The following is a 16,923-nucleotide window of genomic DNA, read 5'->3' on the forward strand; positions in this document are numbered from 1 at the left end:
TATGGTGGTTATGATGCGAATGTCCGAGAGGAATAGAATTGAAGTCTTATAAGTCTTAGATAAATGAAGATAAGACAGAACTTAGCGAGTTAGTGGATGAGCAAAGAAAATAATAAAGAGCAACAAATTGCAGCCTTAAGAGAGGCAGCGCTTCAGTACCACGAGTTTCCGACTCCGGGGAAAATTGAAATTGCCCCAACCAAGCAACTAACCAATCAACGAGATTTAGCGCTGGCTTACACGCCTGGCGTTGCAGCGCCTTGCGAAGAGATTGTTAAAGATCCCGCAAATGCATTCAAGTACACGGCGCGTGGAAATTTAGTGGGCGTTATTACGAACGGCACTGCTGTTTTAGGTTTGGGAAATATTGGGCCTCTGGCAAGTAAGCCGGTGATGGAAGGTAAAGCAGTTCTTTTTAAGAAGTTTGCTGGCATTGACGTTTTCGATATTGAAGTCAATGAAAACGATCCCGATAAGTTAGTAGAAATTATTGCGGCACTAGAGCCAACGTTTGGCGGTATCAATTTAGAAGACATTAAAGCGCCCGATTGTTTTGTGGTCGAGCGTAAGTTGCAAGCGCGCATGAAGATTCCGGTCTTTCATGATGATCAACACGGTACAGCGATTGTGGTTGCAGCCGCTATCCTCAATGGTTTGAAGGTAGTTGGTAAAAAAGTAGAAGAAGTAAAGCTTGTTACTTCTGGGGCGGGAGCTGCTGCCTTGGCCTGTTTAGATCTGCTGGTTGATTTGGGTATTCAGCGTAAAAATATTTGGGTGACTGACTTAGCTGGTGTTGCCTATAAGGGCCGTAAAGAGTTGATGGACCCTGAGAAGGAGCCTTTCTGCCAAGACACTGATTTGCGTACATTGGATCAAGCCATTGAAGGTGCAGATATTTTCTTAGGTCTTTCTGCTGGTGGCGTATTAAAGCAAGACATGGTGAAGAAGATGGCGCCTAAGCCATTGGTCTATGCATTAGCAAATCCAACTCCAGAAATCTTGCCTGAAGAAGTAAAAGCGGTTCGTCCAGATGCAGTGATGGCAACGGGCCGTACTGATTATCCGAACCAAGTGAATAACGTTTTGTGTTTCCCGTTCATCTTCCGCGGTGCATTGGATGTGGGTGCGACAACGATTACCCGCGGCATGGAAGTCGCAGCAGTAAAGGCTGTCGCGGAATTGGCGCAAGCCGAACAGAGTGAAGTAGTTGCCTCTGTTTACGGTATTGAGAACCTATCCTTTGGTCCAGAGTATTTGATTCCGAAGCCATTTGACCCCCGCTTGATCACGGTGATTGCCCCGGCAGTTGCTAAGGCAGCTATGGATGATGGTGTAGCTTCACGTCCGATTAAAGATTTCGATGCGTATCGCAATCAGTTGCAGCAATTCGTGTACCACTCTGGTACTTTGATGAAGCCACTCTTTAGCATTGCTAAACGTGTACCAGCAAATCAAAAACGTATTGTTTTTGCTGAGGGCGAAGATGAGCGCGTATTGCGCGCAGTACAGATCATCATTGATGAACATCTTGCAACCCCAATCTTGATTGGTCGCCCAGCTGTCATCGAGCATCGGATTGAGAAATTCGGTCTGCGCATGAAGGCAGGCGATGACTTTGAGATTGTGAATCCAGAGAATGATTCTCGCTTCCGTGATTTCTGGCAAACCTACCTTGCACTCACAGAGCGTAAGGGCGTAACGCAGTCGTTTGCTAAGTTAGAAGTACGCCGCCGCAACAGTTTGATTGGAAGTCTGTTGATTCAAAAGGGCATGGCCGATGGCATGATTTCTGGGACGGTTGGCAATATCGCCACCCATTTGAAGTATGTTGATGAAGTGATCGGACATGAGCCTGGCGCGAATGTTTATGGTGCGATGTCAGGTTTGATCCTACCGGGTCGCCAAGTATTTTTAGTGGACACCCATATCAATCTTGATCCTACTGCTGAACAATTAGCAGATCTCACTCTCATGGCCGCAAGTGAAATGAGAAAGTTAGGGCTAGCTCCTAAAGTTGCGCTTCTGTCTCACTCGAATTTTGGTTCTAGCAACGCCCCTTCTGCAGTCAAGATGCGTGAAGTGTTGGCATTACTCCAAAAGGCAGATCCAACTCTAGAGGTTGATGGAGAGATGCATGGCGATAGCGCTTTAGATGCCAGCATTCGTGAAGGTGCAGTATCTTCATCTTCACTGAAGGGCGATGCCAATCTATTGGTTCTGCCAAATATCGATGCTGCCAATATTTCTTACAACTTGCTAAAAACAGCAGCAGGCAATGGCATTGCAATCGGCCCGTTGTTGCTGGGTGTTGCTAAGCCAATTCACATCCTCACTCCGGCCGCAACTGTGCGCCGTATTGTGAATGTGACAACTTTGGCGGTTGTAGAGGCAGCAAGTAACGCCAGAGGTATTTCTTAAGAATTGGTAATTTATGTAAGTTAGTAATAACTTACATAAATTATTTCTATATAAATCAGTGCTTTACATAAAATGCACTGTATTTGGGCTTGATTTGATGGCGTGTTACGGGTAACCTAGCACCCATCATGAATAATCGCTCTGAAAACAGCAATACAGCCAGCTTCGATGAACATAGCCGTGCTGAAAGTTGGGATAGCAATGATCGACTGGAAACCGAATCATCCGCTGCCAACATTTATGCTGAAGGCGGTTTATCTCGTTTACAAACCTATGCAGCAAATCAAGTTTCGGGGAAAAAAGTGACAGCTTCTTGGCGTGCCGCTTTGGCCGTTCGCGATGCCGGACCGCCGGCAATGTTGCGCAGTGTGCGCCCTAATATCGTTCAATCCATTCGCGCTTTCCGCACTCCTGATTTGAAGGAAGCGGCAACTGAATTGGGTCAACACTTCATTTATGCCAATTGCGCTAATGCAATGACTAAAGGTGAGGTTTTGGAGTCGATTGCGATTGCTTACTCATTTACTAAGCAGCAGGCAAAAAATTACGATCCTTTGTTAGATGCATTGACTACTACGGTAGACAAGTCTGGCCCACAGCCTGGATTTGTAGTGGTGCTCGAAGGACTGCCTTGCACTCAGAAGTTTGACAAAGAAGCTCGTGAAACGCTGTTAGATGTTTTCCGCGATGCCGTTGATTTCTGGGCCGAGCGCCGCACTCCATACCGCGTCTTCTATTCTTTTGCTTAACCGCTAAAGTCCTGCAAGCCCTATAAATCGCCTCTATTTGAGGCGATTTTGCATTTCTGGATTCCATATGCTGTGTACGGCTGTAATAGCCACTACACCCGCTGTTTCTGTTCTGAGTACCCGCTCCCCCAGTGAAACTAATTGATAGCCTGCTGCTTGCGCTTGTGCCTCTTCTTCAGGTGAATGACCGCCTTCAGGGCCGATCATTAAGACGATATCTTGGGGGTCATTTTCAATTAGTACCGAATACAGGCTTTTCGTGGCATCAGGACTGAGTAGTAGTTTGAGTGCGGGTTTTGGAGTCGCCTTTAAATAACTCTCAAAAGTTTGAATGGGCTCTAGGCTGGCAAAGACAGTCCGATCGCATTGCTCGCAAGCGGCTTGAATAATGCCTTCCCAGTGGGCAAGCCTTTTTTGGGCACGCTCTAGGTCGCTGGAGCGGGTGAGCTTGAGGATGGAGCGTTCACATTGCATCGGGGCAATATTTTGGGCGCCAGTTTCTACTGCTTTTTCCACAATCCAGTCCATTTTGTCGCCACCAGCCAATCCCTGGGCCAAGGTAATGGCATAAGGTGTCTCGCGATGGGTGTCTGTGCGGATATCCGTTAACTGCACTTGACCTGTTTTCCCGCTTAAAGAAAGGAGTTCGCCCTTTGCGACCTGCCCCTTTCCATCAAATACCGGGAAGAATTCCCCGATTTGGACACGTCTCACGCGCAAATGGTGGGCAACCTCTGGGGGGAGGGCGGTTGGCTTTTGGGATTCCCATGGTCCGGGAAGATAAAATTGAGGCATTACTGCAATATAGCCAATTAATTTTCCAGAGACCACTTTTACGATGTCAAATCTTCAAATTCGTATGGCCAATGCCATTCGCGCCTTATCCATGGATGCTGTACAGCAGGCAAATTCAGGTCACCCTGGCATGCCAATGGGTATGGCAGATATTGCTGTCGGTCTTTGGAATGAACATTTAAAACATAACCCAACAGATCCACATTGGATTGATCGTGATCGTTTTGTTTTATCCAATGGTCATGGATCCATGTTGTTGTATTCACTCTTACATCTTTCTGGTTACGACTTGCCGATTGAAGAGTTGAAAAATTTCCGTCAATTGCATAGCAAAACTCCAGGACATCCTGAATATGGAATTACTCCAGGCGTGGAAACAACTACTGGTCCATTAGGTCAGGGTATTTCCAACGCAGTTGGTATGGCACTCGCTGAAAAATTACTCGCTGAAGAATTTAATCGTCCTGGCTTTAATATTGTTGATCACTTCACCTATGTATTTTTAGGCGATGGCTGTTTGATGGAGGGCATTAGCCATGAAGTATGTTCTTTGGCTGGCACACTCAAACTCAATAAGCTGATTGCATTGTGGGATGACAACGGCATCTCGATTGATGGCAAAGTTGTTTCTTGGTTTAATGAAGATACCCCTAAGCGTTTTGAGGCTTATGGTTGGAATGTGATTCGGGCTGTTGATGGGCATGATGCAGAAGCTGTATCTGCCGCGATTGCCAAGGCTAAAAAGAGCGATAAGCCAACCCTGATCTGCTGTAAGACCGCGATTGGTCAAGGCTCGCCGAATATGGCGGGTAGCGATAAGGTGCACGGGTCCCCATTGGGTGCGACAGAAATTGCAGCTACTCGTGTTGCATTGAATTGGCCATACGCTCCATTTGAAATTCCGAAAGATATTTATGCGGCATGGGATTTTAAAAAGCGTGGTCAAGCAGCAGAGCACGAGTGGAATAAAGAATTTCAGAAATACAAAAATAAATTTCCAGAACTTGCTGCTGAATTGCAACGTCGTATGGCGGGTGATTTATCTAAAGACTTTTCATCTACATTAAATGCGTACTTAAAAACTTGCCAAACTAAAGCAGAAACCATTGCGACTCGTAAAGCCAGTCAGAACGCGATCGAAGCTTTGGCGCCTGCTTTGCCAGAATTTATGGGCGGTTCTGCTGACTTAACAGGATCCAACCTAACTAATTGGTCTTCATGCAAACCTGTACGCGGTGATCAATGGGGTAACCATATTAATTATGGTGTGCGTGAATTTGGTATGAGCGCCATTATGAACGGCATTGCCTTGCATGGTGGTTACATCCCATTTGGTGGCACATTCTTAACATTCTCAGATTACAGTCGTAACGCTTTGCGTATGGCTGCTTTAATGAAATTGCGCAGTATTTTTGTCTTTACCCACGACTCAATCGGTTTGGGTGAGGATGGTCCAACCCATCAGTCTGTAGAGCACGTAGCTAGCCTACGCCTCATACCGAACCTGATGGTTTGGCGTCCTTGTGACACCACGGAGAGCGCTGTAGCCTGGGGCTCAGCCATTGAACGTAAAAATGGACCTAGCGCCCTGATCTTTAGTCGTCAGAATTGTCCATTTGTATCTCGTACTCCTGCACAAATTAAAGAAATCGCACGCGGCGGCTATGTTTTGCGTGACCCGTCTGGAAAGATTGATGCAGTCATTATTGCAACTGGCTCTGAAATTGCTCTCGCATTACAAACTGCGCAACAGTTGGAAAAAGAAGGTTTAGGTATTCGAGTGGTTTCAATTCCATCAACCACTGTCTTTGATCAACAAGATGCTGCCTACAAAGCAAAAGTATTGCCTGCGAATACTCCGCGCATTGCAGTTGAAGCGGGCGTGAGTGATTTCTGGTGGAAGTATGGTTGCGCAGCAGTTCATGGTGTGGATACCTTTGGTGAGTCCGCACCTGCGCCAGTGCTATATGAATATTTTGGTTTAACGGTTGATCAGATTGCGAAGACAGTTAAACAATGCGTCGCAAAGAAATAAATCACAGTACAAAGTAAATTCAATATTAGTAAGGGGAAATAAATGACAATTCGTGTCGCAATTAATGGTTATGGGCGTATTGGACGCATGGTATTACGTGCCTTGTATGAAGATCAAGTAAACGGCAAGCCACGTCGTGATATCAAGATCGTCGCAATTAATGCAATGGGTGATATTGCTATTAATGCCCACCTTACAAAATATGACTCTGCTCATGGCCGCTTCCCAGCGGATGTATCTGTTGATGGTGATTGCATGGTAGTTAATGGCGATCGCATCAAAATGTTCTGCACACGTAATCCTGCAGAAACTCCATGGGGCGATTTGGGCGTTGATTTAGTTTTGGAATGTACTGGTAAGTTCACTTCAAAAGAAAAAGCCATGATCCATATCGAGCAGGGCGCGAAGAAAGTTTTGATTTCTGCCCCTGGTGAAAAAGATGTAGACGCAACTATTGTGTACGGCGTAAATCAAAATGTATTAAAGCCAAGCGATGTTGTTGTGTCTAATGCTAGTTGTACAACAAACTGTTTGGCTCCATTAGTTAAACCGCTCTTAGAAAAGATTGGTATTGAATCTGGTTTGATGACTACGATTCATGCATTTACTAATGACCAAGTGTTAACAGATGTGTATCACAAGGATATGCGTCGTGCGCGCTCTGCTGTTACCAGCATGATTCCAACGAAGACGGGTGCTGCTAAGGCGGTTGGTTTAGTTCTGCCAGCTTTGGCAGGTCGCTTTGATGGCTTCGCAATGCGCGTACCAGTCATCAATGTTTCCGTTGTGGATCTGACTTTTGCTGCAAGTCGTGCCACCAGCGTCGATGAGGTGAATGCCATTCTCAAGACCGCTAGCGAGGGAGAGCTCAAAGGTATTTTGGGCTTCAATACATTGCCATTGGTATCCATCGACTTTAACCACGACCCACGACCAAGTATTTATGACGCCTCCCAAACTCGCGTCTCTGCAGATGGCAAGTTGGTAAAAGTATTGGCTTGGTATGACAACGAATGGGGTTATTCAGTGCAGATGCTGAATGCTGCAGAAGCATTAATGGCTGTAAAGTAAGAAAAAATAGCTAAGAGCATCTAAAAGTTGCTAAAAAACGCTTAAATCGTACTTTTAGGCTTAATTATGTAAAAAAGACCTCAATTTGAGGTCTTTTTTGCTGCTAAAGCGCCAAAAATGGCTTATTTTGACTGTTTTATTTAGCTTGTTTGTTGCGGCAATTCTTCTTTAGACAGTGACCATACATGGCCAAAGCATGCTCTTGGAGCTTAAAACCGAGGTTTTTGGCAATATCGCGCTGCCTTTTTTCAATAGCTTCGTCCACAAACTCCTCAACATGGCCACAATCAATGCAAACCAGATGGTCATGATGCTGACCCTCATTGAGTTCGTAGATAGCCCTGCTATCGCCTTTACTGGATTCAAAATGGCTTCGCAATAGGAGGCCAGCCCGCTCAAACTGGGTCAGCACCCGGTAAACCGTTGCCAAACCGATCTCTTTATCTTCTTTGGCCAAGGCCATAAAGACATCTTCAGCGCTAAAGTGCGTGCCACCGTTTTGATGAAAAAAATCGAGGATTTTCATCCTTGGACCGGTAGCTTTTAGGCCAATATCGCGTAAATCTTCAGGGGTAGGGTTTTGGGTCATATTTATGGCATTGGGAGCTAAAATCAATGTCTTAATGATACGGCCAGCCATGCAAAATTGCCTTGAACTTTTTACCCGTCTTTTGAACCCGGTTCTGAAGGGTACTTACTCACCAATCCGATTGGGAATAATCGCTCTTGCCTTGTTTGGTTTGCTGGGGGTAACTGGATGCTCTACCGCAGTTGATGAAACTCAACGCGCTTGGATGAATAAGATTTTTAGACCTTATGTCCCCGATGTTGTGCAAGGCAACTTCATTTCTAGCGAGCAGTACGCTAAGTTGCAGTTAGGCATGACGCGTGAGCAGGTGCGTCAAATTTTAGGCACACCATTATTAGCAAGTTACTTCCACGCAAATCGCTGGGACTATATTTTTGAATTTAAGCGCGCTGGTCAGGTCATGGGCAAAGATCGTCATGTCACAGTGTTCTTTGATGGCGACAAAGTGGTGAAGTTTGAAGGTGATGCTTTGCCTACAGAAGTTGAGATGGTTGCCGAGATTGATAACTACGCCAAAACCAAGCGTTCGTTCTGGGAAGTCATCACGGGCACCAATAAGCCACCTGTTACCCCACCATTGCAGCAGCCTGAACTCATGGTGCCAAGTAAAACGGATAATTTAGCGGCTGGTGTAGCCATACCGCCAGCTAATACTAGCAGTTCATTCTGGGACTATTTTAGTTTTTCTAAAAAGGATCCAAATGTTCAGCCTGAGCCATTAGGGCCTGGCGCTCTTAATGTTCCGCAGGCTAGTGAAGCCAAGTAAAAATTACTTATGTGTTGATGCTGAAGTGAGTTTCTTCAGCAACTTTTAATCAGAAGCGAAGAAAAATGATGAAGATTGCAATAGCAGGCGCAACAGGGCGTATGGGTAAGATGTTGATTGAGACCGTTCTCAATACAACTGATGCACAGTTGGTTGGTGCGCTTGAGCATAATGCTTGCCCACAGTTGGGTGAAGACGCTGGCGCCTTTTTGGGCAAAAAAACTGGCGTACTGATTTCCTCTGATGTTGCCCAGGTTTTAGCTAATGCACAATTCTTAATCGACTTCACCAGGCCTGAGGGCACCATGGCCCATTTGGCTGTTGCCGAAAAGACCGGCACCAAAATGATTATCGGTACAACAGGCCTAACTACCGATCAAATTGCGAGCTTGAAAAATGCATCAGCAAAGTTAGCGATCGTTTTTGCGCCAAACATGAGTGTGGGTGTGAATGCGACTTTTAAGTTGCTAGAGATCGCTGCAAAAATGCTCAATCAAGGTTATGACATTGAGATTATTGAGGCTCATCATAAGCATAAGGTGGATGCTCCTTCTGGTACTGCACTCAAGATGGGTGAAGTGATTGCGGATGCTTTAGGTGAAAAGCTCGATGACGTTGCTGTGTATGCCCGTGAAGGTCATACGGGTGAGCGCAAAGAAGGCTCAATTGGTTTTGCAACGATTCGTGGTGGCGATATTGTTGGTGACCATACTGTCTTATTTGCAGGTGATGGCGAACGTATTGAGATTAGTCATAAATCTTCAAGTCGTCAGTCCTATGCGCAAGGTTCATTGCGTGCAGCCCGTTTCTTGCAAAACCAAAGTGCTGGTTTATTCGATATGCAAGATGTTCTCGGCTTACGTAAATAATTAGTCAATCAATCAAAAATAGAAGAAAAGAGTTGTCGAAGAATGAGCAAGGATTACGACTACCGCAGTATTGAAGCGGCAGCGCAAGCTGATTGGGAAAGTGCACAAGTCTATCAAGTAGCCGAGAACGCAGTTGATGCGCAGGGTAAGCAGAAACCAAAGTACTACGCCTGCTCAATGTTGCCTTATCCATCTGGCAAGCTCCACATGGGGCACGTACGCAACTACACCATTAACGATGTGATGGCACGTCAGCTCCGCATGCAGGGCTATAACGTCCTCATGCCTATGGGTTGGGATGCCTTTGGCATGCCTGCAGAAAATGCAGCGATACAAAATAAAGTTCCTCCCGCTAAATGGACCTACGACAACATTGCTTATATGAAAAAGCAAATGGCTGCGATGGGTTTAGCGATCGATTGGTCACGTGAAGTGGCTACCTGTAGTCCTGACTACTATCGTTGGAATCAGTGGCTCTTTTTAAAGATGCTCGAAAAAGGTATCGCCTATCGCAAAACGCAAGTGGTGAATTGGGATCCAATTGATCAAACTGTTTTAGCAAATGAGCAAGTGATTGATGGTCGTGGTTGGCGCTCTGGCGCTTTAGTAGAGAAGCGCGAGATCCCTGGTTATTACTTCAATATCACGGCGTATGCAGAACCATTGCTTTCTGGTTTAGATGGCTTGGGTTGGCCTGAACGCGTTAAGACGATGCAGCAAAACTGGATTGGTAAAAGTCGTGGCGTTCGTTTTGCGTTTAAGCACGAGATTACCGATGACCATGGTAATTTCATTCAAGATGGTCTGCTCTACGTATTTACTACCCGCGCTGATACCATCATGGGCGTCACTTTCTGTGCGGTAGCGGCTGAACATCCTTTGGCAACACAAGCAGCCGCTAATAATCCAGCGCTCGCTACATTCATTGAGAAATGCAAAACAGGTAGTGTGATTGAAGCTGATTTAGCTACCCAAGAAAAAGAAGGAATGTTTACTGGTTTGTATGTCACGCATCCGTTGACGCATGAACCTGTGCCTGTTTGGGTTGGCAACTACGTATTGATGTCTTATGGTGATGGCGCGGTGATGGGTGTGCCTGCGCACGACGAGCGTGATTTTACTTTTGCACTCAAGTACGACTTGCCAATTAAACAAGTGATTGCGCTTCAAGGCGAATCTCCTATGTTTAATACCACTCGTTGGGAGGATTGGTATGCCCAAAAAGAGGGTGTCGTTTGCTTTAATAGTGCTCAGTTTGACGGCCTATCGCATGAAGAGGCTGTGAGTGCTGTTGCGAAAGAGCTAGAAAAGCTTGGTGTTGGTGAAATCAAAACCACCTATCGCTTGCGCGATTGGGGAATTTCTCGTCAGCGCTATTGGGGCACACCGATTCCGATTATTCATTGTGGTGATGAGGGCAATCCGGGATGTGGCGCTGTGCCTGTACCAGAGGCAGATCTGCCGGTAGTGTTGCCGGAAGATTGTGTGCCAGATGGCAGCGGTAATCCGCTAAATAAACGCGCTGACTTCTTAAACGTCAAATGTCCGAAGTGCGGCAAGCCTGCACGTCGTGAAACTGACACCATGGATACTTTTGTAGATTCCTCTTGGTATTTCATGCGCTATACCGGTCCTAATGCTAAGACCATGGTGGATGAGCGTAATGAATATTGGATGCCAATGGACCAGTACATCGGTGGCATTGAGCATGCGATTTTGCATCTTCTCTACGCGCGTTTCTGGACTAAGGTGATGCGTGATCTCAATCTCATCACATTTGATGAGCCGTTCCAGAATTTGCTGACCCAAGGCATGGTTCTCAATGAGACTTACTACTCTGAAGATGCTTCAGGTAAAAAAACTTGGCTCAATCCTCTAGATGTGGAATTAGACCTCGATGAAAAAGGCCGCCCTCAAGGCGCTAAGCTTATTGGTGACGCTTCGAATACACCAGTGATCATTGGTGGTGTTGAGAAGATGTCTAAGAGTAAGAACAATGGCGTTGATCCTCAAGCTTTGATTGATCAGTATGGCGCTGATACCGCGCGCCTATTTGTAATGTTCGCTGCCCCGCCTGAGCAACAGCTGGAGTGGTCTGGTGCTGGTGTAGATGGCGCCTCTCGTTTCTTGCGTAGAGTCTGGATGTATTCCAGCGGTCACGCTAGTGTCTTGCGTGATGCATCTGACACCCTGCCTAATAATCTGAGCGATGCTGAAAAAGAATTGCGTCGTGAAGTTCACACTATCTTGAAGCAAGCTAACTTTGACTATCAACGTCGTCAGTACAACACGGTTGTTTCTGCTGCGATGAAAATGCTCAATACACTTGAGCCGATCAAGCTCGATCAGAATGCCGCGATTAGCGCGCCGGTCTTGCGTGAATGCCTGAGTATCTTGTTGCGCGTTCTCTATCCAGTAGTTCCACACATGACCCATGTGTTATGGAAAGACCTTGGCTACACCAAATCTTTTGGCCCTTTGCTTGACGCCCCTTGGCCTTCTGTAGATGAGGCTGCATTGGTGCAGACTGAACTGACTTTGATGCTCCAAATTAACGGTAAGTTACGCGGTGATATTAAGGTACCCGCTGACGCAACCAAGGAGCAAGTTGAAACCATGGCTTTACAAAGTGAGCCTGCACAAAAAGCATTAAATGGTGGTGCGCCGAAGAAGGTGATTGTAGTGCCCGGACGTTTGGTCAATATTGTTGCTTGAATAGAAAAAAGATATGAGCGTAAATTCCCTACGTCGCGCAATGCTAGGCTTCATTGCTACAGCCCCGGTAATGGGGTTGATCGCTTGCGGCTACCGCTTGCGCGGTATGGTGGACTTGCCTTTCAAGGTCATTGCGATTACAGGTAATCCATCCCCGCCATTGAGAGCGGATTTGCAGGCAGCAATCTTGACGGGAACGGATGCAAAAGTTGCGATTAATCCTAAAGATGCAGATCTCATTTTGGATATTAATAACGACATAAATGGTCGTGAGATCTTGGCTTATAACTCCAATGGTCAAGTATCAGCCTATCGCCTGAATATTCGAGTTGGATTTAGGGCATATGATTTGGCTGGTGCTGAAATCGTCCCAGAATCTGAGATCTACATGACCAGGGATATAGACTTCAGTGTGTCAACAGTGTTGGCAACTGACGTTCAAATTCAGCAGTTCTTAACTCTGATGCGCAAAGATTTGGCGACTCAGATTTTACGTCGTGTATCGGCTGCTGCAAGAGCGCCGCAAGCAAAATCTTTCTAGAGATGAATTAGGGCATGGTTAAAGTTGATGCCTTACAAGTGCACCTCAAGTCTTTGAGTTCTGGTGGTGCAATGTTGCCACTCTATGTATTTAGTGGTGATGAGCCTCTGTTGATGATGGAGGCTATGGATCAACTGCGATCTGCTGCCAAGAAACAAAACTTTACTGAGCGTGAAGTCTTATTGCAAGAGCGTGGCTTTGATTGGAGCGCTTTGTTAAATGCCGGTCAAACCATGTCATTGTTTGGCGACAAACGTTGGGTGGAGTTACGAATACCGACCGGTAAACCTGGTCGCGATGGGGCTGACGCTTTAAAACAATTTGCCACTCAAATTGCTTCTCAAGCTGTTGGGTCAGATGGTCCAGATACCGTTGTTTGTATTGTGTTGCCCCGTTTAGATGGTAAGACTAAGACTTCTGCGTGGTTTAGTGCTTTAGATGATGCTGGTATGGCGATTCAGATTGATTCTTTGGATCGCAGTCATTTGCCGCAGTGGATCGCTGGACGACTTAAGCGCCAAAATCAAGAAGTAGAGCCGGGTCCAGAAGGTCAGCGCGCACTTGAATTTATTGCTGATCAGGTAGAAGGCAATCTCATCGCTGCTCATCAAGAAATTTTGAAGTTGGGGTTGTTATACCCCGTAGGAAAATTGACTGAGGAGCAAATTCGGTCATCCATTTTGAAGGTGGCGCGCTACAACGTCTTTGAGCTGACTGAAGCAATGCTGGCTGGAGATCTGGCTAGGCTCAATCGCATGCTGGATGGCCTCAAAGGCGAGGGTGAGCCGCTGGTATTGATTCTGTGGAGCGTAACTGAAGAGCTTCGGATACTATCTAAATTGAAGGCTGCAAGCGATGCTGGCGAATCAGTGCAGAACTTGATGCGGGCCAACCGAATTTGGGGAAATAAAGAGCGTTTATACCCAGCAGCATTGAGAAGGGTTCAGCCCCTCAAGTTGCGAAGAGCGATGCAGGTTGCGGCAGGATTAGATCGCCAAGTAAAGGGTTTGTATGCGGCTGAATTGCCTGCCGATCCATGGGATGGTTTGCGTTTAGTTGGAAATTTACTCCGTTAAGAAATAAGAGATTAAGAAATGAGTTCACCCATTCAAGAAATGATGCAAGACATTGGGATGCGAGCGCGTGCGGCTTCGCGTGCGATGGCACGTGCATCAAGCGAGCAAAAGAATCAGGCTTTATTGCATATTGCTAAGGTAGTTCGTCAGCAGGCCGCTGAAATTCAGAAGATTAATCAAGTGGATGTAGAGCGCGCAAAAGGCAATGGACAAGATCCTGCTTTTGTTGATCGCCTAACTATGAGTCCTAAAACGATTGAAACCATGGCTTTGGGTTTAGAGCAAATTGTTTCTTTGGATGATCCGATTGGCAAAATTTCCGCTTTGCAAAAGCAGGCTTCCGGCATTGAGTTAGGACAGATGCGTGTACCTTTGGGTGTTATTGGCATCATTTATGAGTCTCGCCCAAACGTCACTATTGATGCGGCCGCCTTATGCTTAAAGTCCGGCAATGCCGTGATTTTGCGTGGTGGTTCGGAAGCAATTGATTCAAATACTTTTTTGGCGCAGATTATTCAAGAGGGTCTGGCTGCTGCTGGCTTACCTAGAGATGCTGTGCAAGTGGTAACTACTACCGATCGTAGCGCCGTCGGCCAGATGATCACCATGACCCAATATATTGATGTGATCGTGCCTCGTGGTGGTAAGAGTTTGATTGCCCGTCTTATGGATGAAGCGCGTGTACCGATGATTAAGCACTTGGACGGAATTTGTCATACTTATATAGATGCTGATGCGGACATAGCAATGGCAGTAAAGGTGTGTGATAACGCCAAGACTCAACGCTATGCACCTTGCAATGCGATGGAAACTTTGTTGGTGAATCAAGATATTGCACAGAAAGTCTTACCAACGCTTTGCAAGATTTATCAAGATAAAGGCGTGGAGTTACGGGTTGATGGCTTGACTCGCAAAACCCTTGAAGCAAATGGCTTTCAGAATTTGGTCGATGCCAAAGAGGAGGATTGGCAAACTGAGTACTTGGCTCCCATCTTATCTATTAAGACAGTGGCTAATATCGATGAAGCCATGAATCATATTGAGCAATATGGCAGCAAACATACGGATGCCATTATTACTAATAACAAAGCGCAGGCCGATCGCTTCTTGCGTGAAGTGGATAGCGCCAGTGTGATGGTCAATGCCAGCACTCGCTTTGCAGATGGCTTTGAATATGGCTTAGGGGCAGAAATCGGCATCTCTAATGACAAATTGCATGCCCGTGGCCCTGTTGGCCTTGATGGATTGACCTCATTGAAGTATGTGGTCATGGGTCATGGTGAGATTCGGACCTAAAGTAAAAAGATAAATAGAGCAAACTACATATGAGCAACGCCTACCTCTGGGTAAAAACCTTTCACATCGTATTCATTACCTCTTGGTTCGCTGGTTTGTTTTACCTGCCCAGAATTTTTGTGAACTTAGCAGAAGAGAAAAACTCGGATGCTTATGCCCGTTTATTGGGTATGGCAGACCGTCTCTTCCGCTTTATGACTATCTTGGCTGTGCCAGCGGTACTGCTAGGTCTGACGCTATGGCTTTACTTTGGCATTGGCGCTGGCGATATCTGGATGCATGCCAAATTGTTCTTTGTGATTTTGGTGATTGGGTATCACCATGCCTGTTTAAGTCTACTCAAGAAGTTTCGCGCAGGTGTCAATAAACGATCTGGCGTTTGGTTTCGTTGGTTTAATGAAGTCCCAGTGATCTTATTGGTCATTATTGTTGCCTTGGTGTTGTTTAAGCCTTAAGACCAGCTTTTTAATACTGCTTAATGCTGTTTTATTTTTTAATCCCCTCATTTAAAGACTGTTAGCCTCATGAGATTTTTTGTTGTTTGTCCAGGCGGTTTGGAAGTACCGCTTGCCCAGGAGCTAGCAGAGATTGCTGGACGCCCAGAATGTAAGGCCTTGGGGGCATGGGTAATTGACCCTACGCCAACTAGCCCTACGGGTGGTGTTGGTCTTGCTGCACCGATTTCTGCTGCAATGGCGCTGAACTTGCATTCCCGCATTGCGAGTCGGGTGTTATTACAAATGGCCCAAGCGCCTTATAGGCAAGAAGAGGACTTATATAAATTGGCGAGCGGCTTGGCCTGGGAGGAGTGGTTTAGTTCAAAGCAAACTTTACGAGTGGATGTGACAGCGCATCGCTCCCCATTAAAGAGCTTAAATTTTGCAACCCTCAAAATTAAAGACGCCATCGTTGATCGTTTGCGCGATGTGACTGGTGATCGCCCCAGTATCGACACTGCCTTTCCGGATGTGCGAGTGCAGGCTCATTTAACAGCCACTCAAATCACAATTTATTTAGATACTTCGGGTGAAGCATTGTTCAAGCGGGGCTGGCGTGATGAAAAGGGTGATGCGCCTCTGAAGGAAAATTTAGCCGCTGGCATCTTGTCGATTACTTCTTGGAAACCAGGGCAAGCTTTATTTGATCCTATGTGCGGTAGCGGCACCTTCTTAATTGAGGCTGCGCAGATAGCACTAGGCGTTCCGCCGGGCGCTATTCGTGCGGGCTTGTATGGCGATGATGCCAAGCCGAGCCGCTTGGCTTATCGTCCTTTAATCACCTCTGCTCATGGTTTTGGATTTCAGAGACTCAAGCCATTTAATGATGCTGCAGAACAAAAGCGCTGGGTAGACTTAAAAGATGCTGCTCTTGCTTTGATGTTGGAGAAGCGTAAGCAGCATCCTAGTGTCGAGTCCTTAAAAATTTCTGGTGGCGATATTAATGAGAAATTAGTATCGATGTTTAAGGGTAATTGGCAAAGAGCGCAATTGCCAGATCAGCCTATCGTTCGTCAGGTTGATGCTTTGGCAGCGAAAGCACCGGGTAATTTGAGTGAGGGTGTGATGCTATTAAACCCTCCTTATGGTGAGCGTCTAGTGATTAAAGGTGGACGTGGTCAGGATCGCGCCTCTTCTCAAGAGGAAAGCTACGATGATGAGCCTGATAATCGTTTTGAGTTGAATTTAGAGACTGGCCGTCAAAGCGCAAAGCGCTCTAGTCGTGAGTCATTGAAGAAGCTTCAAGCTCAAGAAGAGCAGGATCCGAAGTTTGTCGAGTTCTTGCGTCAGTTTGGACAACACCTCAAAGAGGAGTTTGGTGGGTGGAATATCTTTGTGTTGACTGCAGATATGGCGCTTCCAGGCCAACTGCGCATTAAAGAATCTAAACGCACACCTTTATTCAATGGCCCATTAGAGTGTCGTTTATTCAAGTTTGAGATGCACGCTAAGCGACCAACTTAAAGCAAGTAAAAACCTTAAAATAAAAGAGCGGGCTTATTGCAG

14 protein-coding genes are annotated in these 16,923 nt (G+C 46.1%); 12 read left to right on the forward strand and 2 right to left on the reverse strand.

What is annotated here, in order from left to right; genetic code table 11:
• Window positions 1–96 precede the first annotated feature (96 nt).
• Both ICV90_RS01250 and ICV90_RS01255 read left to right on the forward strand, forming a co-directional pair.
• Window positions 97–2,418: an NADP-dependent malic enzyme gene (locus ICV90_RS01250; RefSeq protein WP_215359007.1), complete on the forward strand. Its 2,322-nt coding sequence runs from the start codon at window positions 97–99 to the stop codon at window positions 2,416–2,418.
• 128 nt (window positions 2,419–2,546) lie between these two features.
• Window positions 2,547–3,167 carry a barstar family protein gene (locus ICV90_RS01255; protein ID WP_215359009.1) on the forward strand — a complete coding sequence of 207 codons (621 nt, stop codon included), beginning with the start codon at window positions 2,547–2,549 and terminating at the stop codon, window positions 3,165–3,167.
• Window positions 3,168–3,200: 33 nt separating this feature from the next.
• Here the strand turns inward: ICV90_RS01255 and ICV90_RS01260 are convergent, their stop codons facing one another.
• The gene (locus ICV90_RS01260) at window positions 3,201–3,962 is read right to left on the reverse strand and encodes a 16S rRNA (uracil(1498)-N(3))-methyltransferase (RefSeq protein WP_215359011.1); all 762 of its coding nucleotides are present in this window, start codon (window positions 3,960–3,962) and stop codon (window positions 3,201–3,203) included.
• Window positions 3,963–4,005: 43 nt separating this feature from the next.
• Here ICV90_RS01260 and tkt point away from each other — a divergent pair, with 43 nt between their 5' ends.
• Window positions 4,006–5,997: a transketolase gene (gene tkt, locus ICV90_RS01265; RefSeq protein WP_215359013.1), complete on the forward strand. Its 1,992-nt coding sequence runs from the start codon at window positions 4,006–4,008 to the stop codon at window positions 5,995–5,997.
• Between the two features lie 42 nt (window positions 5,998–6,039).
• Window positions 6,040–7,068 carry a type I glyceraldehyde-3-phosphate dehydrogenase gene (gap, locus tag ICV90_RS01270; protein WP_215359015.1) on the forward strand — a complete coding sequence of 343 codons (1,029 nt, stop codon included), beginning with the start codon at window positions 6,040–6,042 and terminating at the stop codon, window positions 7,066–7,068.
• A 136-nt stretch (window positions 7,069–7,204) separates the two neighbouring features.
• Here gap and fur read toward each other — a convergent pair whose 3' ends face one another.
• Window positions 7,205–7,657 (reverse strand): ferric iron uptake transcriptional regulator, encoded by a 453-nt coding sequence (gene fur, locus ICV90_RS01275; protein WP_215360288.1) that lies wholly within the window; start codon window positions 7,655–7,657, stop codon window positions 7,205–7,207.
• 49 nt (window positions 7,658–7,706) lie between these two features.
• On the opposite strand from fur, the gene ICV90_RS01280 reads away from it, so the two are divergent.
• The 8 genes from ICV90_RS01280 to ICV90_RS01315 all read left to right on the forward strand — a co-directional run bounded on the left by ICV90_RS01280 (window position 7,707) and on the right by ICV90_RS01315 (window position 16,881).
• Window positions 7,707–8,423 carry an outer membrane protein assembly factor BamE gene (locus ICV90_RS01280; RefSeq protein WP_251367759.1) on the forward strand — a complete coding sequence of 239 codons (717 nt, stop codon included), beginning with the start codon at window positions 7,707–7,709 and terminating at the stop codon, window positions 8,421–8,423.
• A gap of 68 nt (window positions 8,424–8,491) precedes the next feature.
• A complete protein-coding gene (dapB, locus tag ICV90_RS01285) occupies window positions 8,492–9,292 on the forward strand; it encodes a 4-hydroxy-tetrahydrodipicolinate reductase (RefSeq protein WP_215360292.1) in 801 nt (266 codons plus the stop codon).
• A 42-nt stretch (window positions 9,293–9,334) separates the two neighbouring features.
• Window positions 9,335–12,007, forward strand: coding sequence for a leucine--tRNA ligase (leuS, locus tag ICV90_RS01290; protein ID WP_215359017.1), 2,673 nt, complete (start codon window positions 9,335–9,337; stop codon window positions 12,005–12,007).
• 13 nt (window positions 12,008–12,020) lie between these two features.
• Window positions 12,021–12,548, forward strand: coding sequence for an LPS assembly lipoprotein LptE (gene lptE / locus ICV90_RS01295; RefSeq protein WP_215359019.1), 528 nt, complete (start codon window positions 12,021–12,023; stop codon window positions 12,546–12,548).
• Window positions 12,549–12,562: 14 nt separating this feature from the next.
• Window positions 12,563–13,624 (forward strand): DNA polymerase III subunit delta, encoded by a 1,062-nt coding sequence (gene holA, locus ICV90_RS01300; protein ID WP_215359021.1) that lies wholly within the window; start codon window positions 12,563–12,565, stop codon window positions 13,622–13,624.
• Window positions 13,625–13,642: 18 nt separating this feature from the next.
• Complete coding sequence (locus ICV90_RS01305; RefSeq protein WP_215359023.1) at window positions 13,643–14,920, forward strand: glutamate-5-semialdehyde dehydrogenase; 1,278 nt, start codon at window positions 13,643–13,645, stop codon at window positions 14,918–14,920.
• Window positions 14,921–14,949: 29 nt separating this feature from the next.
• On the forward strand, window positions 14,950–15,375 hold the full coding sequence (locus ICV90_RS01310) for a CopD family protein (protein ID WP_215359025.1): 426 nt from the start codon (window positions 14,950–14,952) through the stop codon (window positions 15,373–15,375).
• Between the two features lie 69 nt (window positions 15,376–15,444).
• Complete coding sequence (locus tag ICV90_RS01315; RefSeq protein WP_215359027.1) at window positions 15,445–16,881, forward strand: class I SAM-dependent RNA methyltransferase; 1,437 nt, start codon at window positions 15,445–15,447, stop codon at window positions 16,879–16,881.
• The last annotated feature ends 42 nt before the right edge of the window (window positions 16,882–16,923 follow it).

Origin of the sequence: Polynucleobacter sp. JS-JIR-II-b4, from assembly GCF_018687815.1 — a bacterium.
GTDB lineage: Bacteria > Pseudomonadota > Gammaproteobacteria > Burkholderiales > Burkholderiaceae > Polynucleobacter.